The organism is Arsenicibacter rosenii, from assembly GCF_001870735.1.
In the GTDB taxonomy this organism is placed as follows: domain Bacteria; phylum Bacteroidota; class Bacteroidia; order Cytophagales; family Spirosomataceae; genus Arsenicibacter; species Arsenicibacter rosenii.
In genome coordinates this window covers 1-4,927 of record NZ_MORL01000061.1, presented here as the reverse complement: position 1 = coordinate 4,927, position 4,927 = coordinate 1, and the positions used below count along the sequence as shown (strand labels likewise).

The 4,927-nt window shown below is 45.2% G+C and carries 4 protein-coding genes and 1 pseudogene; 2 read left to right on the top strand and 3 right to left on the bottom strand.

The window, feature by feature from the left end:
• Positions 1-139 precede the first annotated feature (139 nt).
• Positions 140-1,012, top strand: a complete 873-nt coding sequence (locus BLX24_RS29425; RefSeq protein ID WP_071506795.1) for a helix-turn-helix domain-containing protein — start codon at positions 140-142, stop codon at positions 1,010-1,012.
• Positions 1,013-1,712: 700 nt separating this feature from the next.
• Here the strand turns inward: BLX24_RS29425 and BLX24_RS29420 are convergent.
• Both BLX24_RS29420 and BLX24_RS29415 read right to left on the bottom strand, forming a co-directional pair.
• On the bottom strand, positions 1,713-2,453 hold the full coding sequence (locus BLX24_RS29420; protein ID WP_071506794.1) for a LytR/AlgR family response regulator transcription factor: 741 nt from the start codon (positions 2,451-2,453) through the stop codon (positions 1,713-1,715).
• Positions 2,450-3,412, bottom strand: a complete 963-nt coding sequence (locus tag BLX24_RS29415; RefSeq protein WP_177225962.1) for a sensor histidine kinase — start codon at positions 3,410-3,412, stop codon at positions 2,450-2,452. Before BLX24_RS29415 ends, BLX24_RS29420 begins: the two co-directional genes overlap by 4 nt.
• Before the next feature lie 767 nt (positions 3,413-4,179).
• Between BLX24_RS29415 and BLX24_RS29410 the strand changes: the two genes are divergently transcribed.
• Positions 4,180-4,581 (top strand): T9SS type A sorting domain-containing protein, encoded by a 402-nt coding sequence (locus tag BLX24_RS29410; RefSeq protein WP_071506792.1) that lies wholly within the window; start codon positions 4,180-4,182, stop codon positions 4,579-4,581.
• 56 nt (positions 4,582-4,637) lie between these two features.
• Here BLX24_RS29410 and BLX24_RS32980 read toward each other — a convergent pair.
• A pseudogene (locus tag BLX24_RS32980) lies at positions 4,638-4,927 on the bottom strand (hypothetical protein); the annotation flags it as partial.

Here is a 4,927-nt window from a genome sequence, read left to right as displayed (position 1 = left end):
ATGATTACAATGCAGAAAAGCGTGCGTAATTTGTATATTTCCGACATTAATGGTCAGCGAGCAAAAAGTAAAGTTCCGGATGTAGACCCTTTATGCAGGAGGTAGCCGCCTTGTTTTGACACCTTAAATTGCTGACTATATGGAAGCCGGACAACAACTAAAGCTGAGTTTACTGCATGCAGGCCATATCCGGGTAGGAACAAACTGGAATTTCGACGGAGTAATCAGCCCGTTTGCGCGCCTTTATCTGATTACGGACGGGGACGCCTGGGTCATTCATCAGCATCAGAAATTTCAGCTGAAGCCCGGCTTTCTTTATCTGATTCCGAGCTTTACGTTAAGCCGGTATGGTTGTGAAACCGAAATGGAGCAGTATTATCTGACTTTTCTGGAAGACACAGACACCGGCCAGTCTGTTTTCAATCAGCTGACTTTTTGTTATGAAACACCGGCCCGGCCTGTTGATCCGCATTTATTCCGCCGGTTGCTCGATATTAATCCGGAAGCGTCTTTGCAGAACATTGATCCGAAGGTATACGATAACCGCGCAAACCTTCTTAGTTTCAACCAGCCATTTTCAACAAAGCCTGATGCCCGGCTAATCGAGACACAGGCTATACTCACCCAGTTACTAAGCCGGTTTATGCTACCGGATCAGCAGCACACAGCCGGAATATCACAAACGGTTAATCAGTACAGGACAGTACTGGCCTTCATTCATGCTCATTTGCAGGAGAAACTTACCGTCGGTGAACTGGCAGGTTTACTGGGTATGCATGTTGATTATTTTTCCCGGCAGTTTCTGGCGGTCCTTGGTGTCCGGCCGATTGATTATATTATTAACAAGCGGATGGAACGGGCGCAACTGCTGATGACGACCACTGATTTATCGCTGCAGGATATTGCCGAACAGGTTGGTATTTCTGATATATATTACTTCTCCAGGCTGTTTAAACGCCGTTTTGGCGTACCGCCTGCCCGGTACCGTAAACAGATTTTGCTTAATAAGTAGTTGTTTGTCAGGTTTTTGTGTAGAAAATACCTTCCATACGCGTGTATAAGCAGGAGGTGTTTCTGGTGAAGCAATGTAAAGACCGTAAAAACAAAAGGCCCGGCTCAAATACGGCCGGGCCTTTGTAATGCACAATTATGTATACTACAAAGAAAAGGTAGCAATAATCAAGCCATGATTTTTGGGGTTTAGCCTTTTTACGAGCTGAAATTTAAATTTAAGTGGCAATGCGCTGATAATGAATGGATTGTTTGGCGGGAATTATCTCATGTAGAACTTACCTTAATGTTCATGAGCGCAAGCGGAAGAAAATGACGTTTAAAAACTGGAAAAAATTACCGTAAATGGTAAAAAAATAAACCGGCAATACTATCACCGGCCATTCCATATTACCTAGAAAACAAAATTTTAAAGCGCTTTTACATGCTGATAAAGAGCTATCAGCAGTGCATAATATTTTCGGATGAATCAAATCCCATGAAAAAACAAGGAGAATCCATAAAATTACCCATTTCTCTATAGAGAATTCAAGGAAAATTCAGAAAAAGGCGAAAAGGGGAGGTCCTACCGGTTTGGGTAAGCTGCTGATTTAAAACCGGAGAAGAGAAGGGCAGGAAAACAAAAAGGCAGCAGCCCGGCTACTGCCTGATCCGATGGATAAGTGTGCTCAGTAAACATGCGTCATGGTTCGTTCATCCGATTATACCAGAATCCTGGCTGCCATAATCCGTTCGAACTCGTAAACAAACCGTCCGCCAACCGGTATTTCCTGCTTCCGGATAAATAACCGCGTACGTTGATAGGCAGTAATTTTTTTCACGGAAACAATAAACGACTGATGTACTCTGCAAAACAAATGTTCTGGCAGACGCTTTTGAATATTTTTCAGATTCAGGCGCGTTAAGACCGGTCGTGGCTGCGATTGCAGGAATATTTTGACGTAATCTTTCATGCCTTCAACATATAGTACATCATCCAGCTCAATCCGGATCTGTTTATACTCCGAATAAATGACAAATGAATCCAGACGTTCAATGTCGGGTTTGGGTTCTGCAAGCAGATGATCACTGAGTTTTTTCAGGACAAAAAGCTCCTGTGCCTTGGCTACAGCCTTCTGGAAGCGATCAAACGGAATCGGCTTGAGCAGATAATCAACCACGTCGAGATCAAATCCGTCCAGAGCGTATTGCTGGTAGGCAGTTGTTATGATCGTCAGCGGTTTGTCAGGCATCGTGCGCAGGAACTGTAAACCGGTAATGGTTGGCATCTGAATATCCAGAAACAGCAAATCGACCTGACCGCGCTTCAGCACGTTCATGGCTTCGAGCGGGTCCGAATAGGTGGCGGTTAATTCCAGAAAAGGGATTTGTTTAATATTATCGGCAATGATTTCCAGCGCAAACGGCTCATCATCAATCGCAATGCAGCGGAGTTGGGTCATGATTTCAGTTGTAAGTCAAGTTGTATGGTAAATGTATGCTCCTGCTCATCGATGGATAACGTATGACGGTTAGGGTAATGCAGGGATAAGCGTCTTTTTGTATTCTGAATGCCGATGCCGGGATTTTGTAAATCCGGTTCCTGGTGCCGGTTTATGGTATTCGTGCATGTAAAGAGAATGCGGTCTTTCCCGGCCAGCAGCGTTATGGTCACCGGACTTTCATTTCGGTGATGAATACCGTGTTTGAAGGCATTTTCTACAAACGGGATGAACAGGAGCGGTTCAATGGTCTGGTAGTTGATGTCTCCCTGGCAGGTAAAGCTCACCGAGGCATTGGCGGGCAAACGCATTTTCTGCAGATTGATGTAGTGCTGCAAGTGTTCAATTTCCTGACTCAGTAATACGGGGCCGCTTTCGGGTTGATAAATGATATACCGCAATAACTGAGAAAGCTGAATAACCGCTTCTTCGGTTTTTTCAGATCGTTTTCGGGCCAGCCAGCTGATGTTATTCAGGGTATTGAATAAAAAGTGCGGACTTATCTGCAGTTTCAGCATCGTGAGTTCCGCCTTGACCTTTTCAATGACAGCCTGTTGCTGCTCTTCCCGGATGCGGGTCCGTTCCTGAATCAGCGCAATCAGCGTGCTCAGCAGAATCACAAAGGCAAAGGAAATGCTCATTCCGAAGGCACTCGGGACGGGTATGCGAAACAAGCGGGGCGGTCCGGGTGGGCGGTCCCGAAAGCTCGGTTTCGGAAAAAAAGGCTGCTTCAGTAAAGGCTCTACTACCCCGAAATAAATCAGTGCGTTTACCAGCTCTGCCGCTATGAATAACCCCAGCAATGCCAGAAAAAATGGTTTGACTTTGCCTTTCAAAAGCAGGTTTGGGGCAAAACGGTGCAGATTCAGGTAAAAAACGACTATAACCAGAACATCACTAATCAACTTCGTGACAAGCATGTGCCTGAAGCCATGATCCCGAAAGTTGCCTGAAGGGAAAAAGAAATAAGGCAAAAAAAGAAAACTGGCCCAGCCAATGACATGTAAGAACGTGGTAAATCGGCCGGTTAATCGCATACTTCAGGCGCTTTAGCATAACGGAAATTACGTTTTGATAACGTAAACAGAGGTATTATCACATACAGGTGCCGATTGAGATGCTGAATGTGTCGACAATTTTCAGGCTGCTGCTAACTATATGCGAAGGTAAGTGATCAAATAGTTATACCAGGTTAATTAAAAGAAGCGGAAACAGGTAATGTTATTTCATGCCTGTTTCATCTGAAAAAATCAGAAAAAAACAGCTCACTACCCCATTGGACCGGCAAAAACTACCCATATGGGTAGTTGAATAGTGCGTCGGTTAGCCGAAATTGCTATCGAAAAACAGGCAAAAAAGGCCGGGGCTTGCCAAAAGGCGCTCAAGGCAGTAAGATAGCAGGGCGTTCGGTGAGTCACTGAAAAGCCTGAAAGCAGTAGATGGTTATTTCTACATAAACGAGAAAAGAGAAATCGACAAAAGCCCGGCCACGTTGAGCCAGGCTTTTTTGCTATATGGCCCGCTTGCTCAGTCGTCCCTGAAAGTTTCCATTCATATATCTCCACAACCGCTTAAGTAGTTTGCAATGCAAGGTACTGGTTTTAGCCTGTATCTTTGAATCAACAATCAGGCACAGAAGGCCGGTTGACAACAAAAACAGACAACAATTACTAAACAGAACATTCTCATGAAAGCGTTAAACAACATCTTCGTATTAGCCATTGCTGCTACCTTAACTACATTCCAGGCCGCTAAAGCAGATGACAACCTGAAAACAAAAGAAACAGCGCCGGCCACCTACAATGTAGGCATGTATGTGTCGAAAAACACATCAACCATAAACGTGATGGTCGAAAAACAGGCTGGCAGCACCGTAAAGGTAAGTATCAAGGATGAAGCCGGTAAAGTGCTTGCGACCCAGTCATTGAACGGTAAGGAAGAACGTACCTGGACAAAATTCAACCTGAGCCAGCTCAACGATGGTACCTACACAGTTGAGGTATCGAACGGTAAGGAGGTAACCGTAAAAGAAGTGAAACTGGCAACCCCGAAATTTGTGGAGCCTATCCGGACAATTAATGTTCAGTAAGCAACTCAGTATAAAGTGACTAATCAGGCAGAAGGCGCGGCGCTTTCTGCCTTTTTTTATCCTTTTACCCAGTATTCACAGAGCGTGTTCCATTGAATCGACTGATAAAACAGCCAACCGGCTTCGGCAATGACGGTATTGATCAGATGCCGGTTGCCGGCTTCGGGCTGGTGATTATTAATTTGTTCGTTCTTTCCGGTTTGCGAGCCGGTCAGCGTAATGCCCTGCCGTTCGACCCGGAAGGTGCTGACGGTAGAATGGGTAAAAAAATGGTCGGTTTGCGCCTTTTCTCCTGACAACGGATGCGGACAGGGATGGGCCGAGAATTCGGTATGGTCTGCCGACT

What these genes read in the sequence shown, in the direction of transcription:
- BLX24_RS29425 (WP_071506795.1), top strand. Translation starts at nt 140, where the DNA reads ATGGAAGCCGGACAACAACTAAAGCTGAGTTTACTGCATGCAGGCCAT.
- BLX24_RS29420 (WP_071506794.1), bottom strand. Translation starts at nt 2,453, where the DNA reads ATGACCCAACTCCGCTGCATTGCGATTGATGATGAGCCGTTTGCGCTG.
- BLX24_RS29415 (WP_177225962.1), bottom strand. Translation starts at nt 3,412, where the DNA reads ATGCTTGTCACGAAGTTGATTAGTGATGTTCTGGTTATAGTCGTTTTT.
- BLX24_RS29410 (WP_071506792.1), top strand. Translation starts at nt 4,180, where the DNA reads ATGAAAGCGTTAAACAACATCTTCGTATTAGCCATTGCTGCTACCTTA.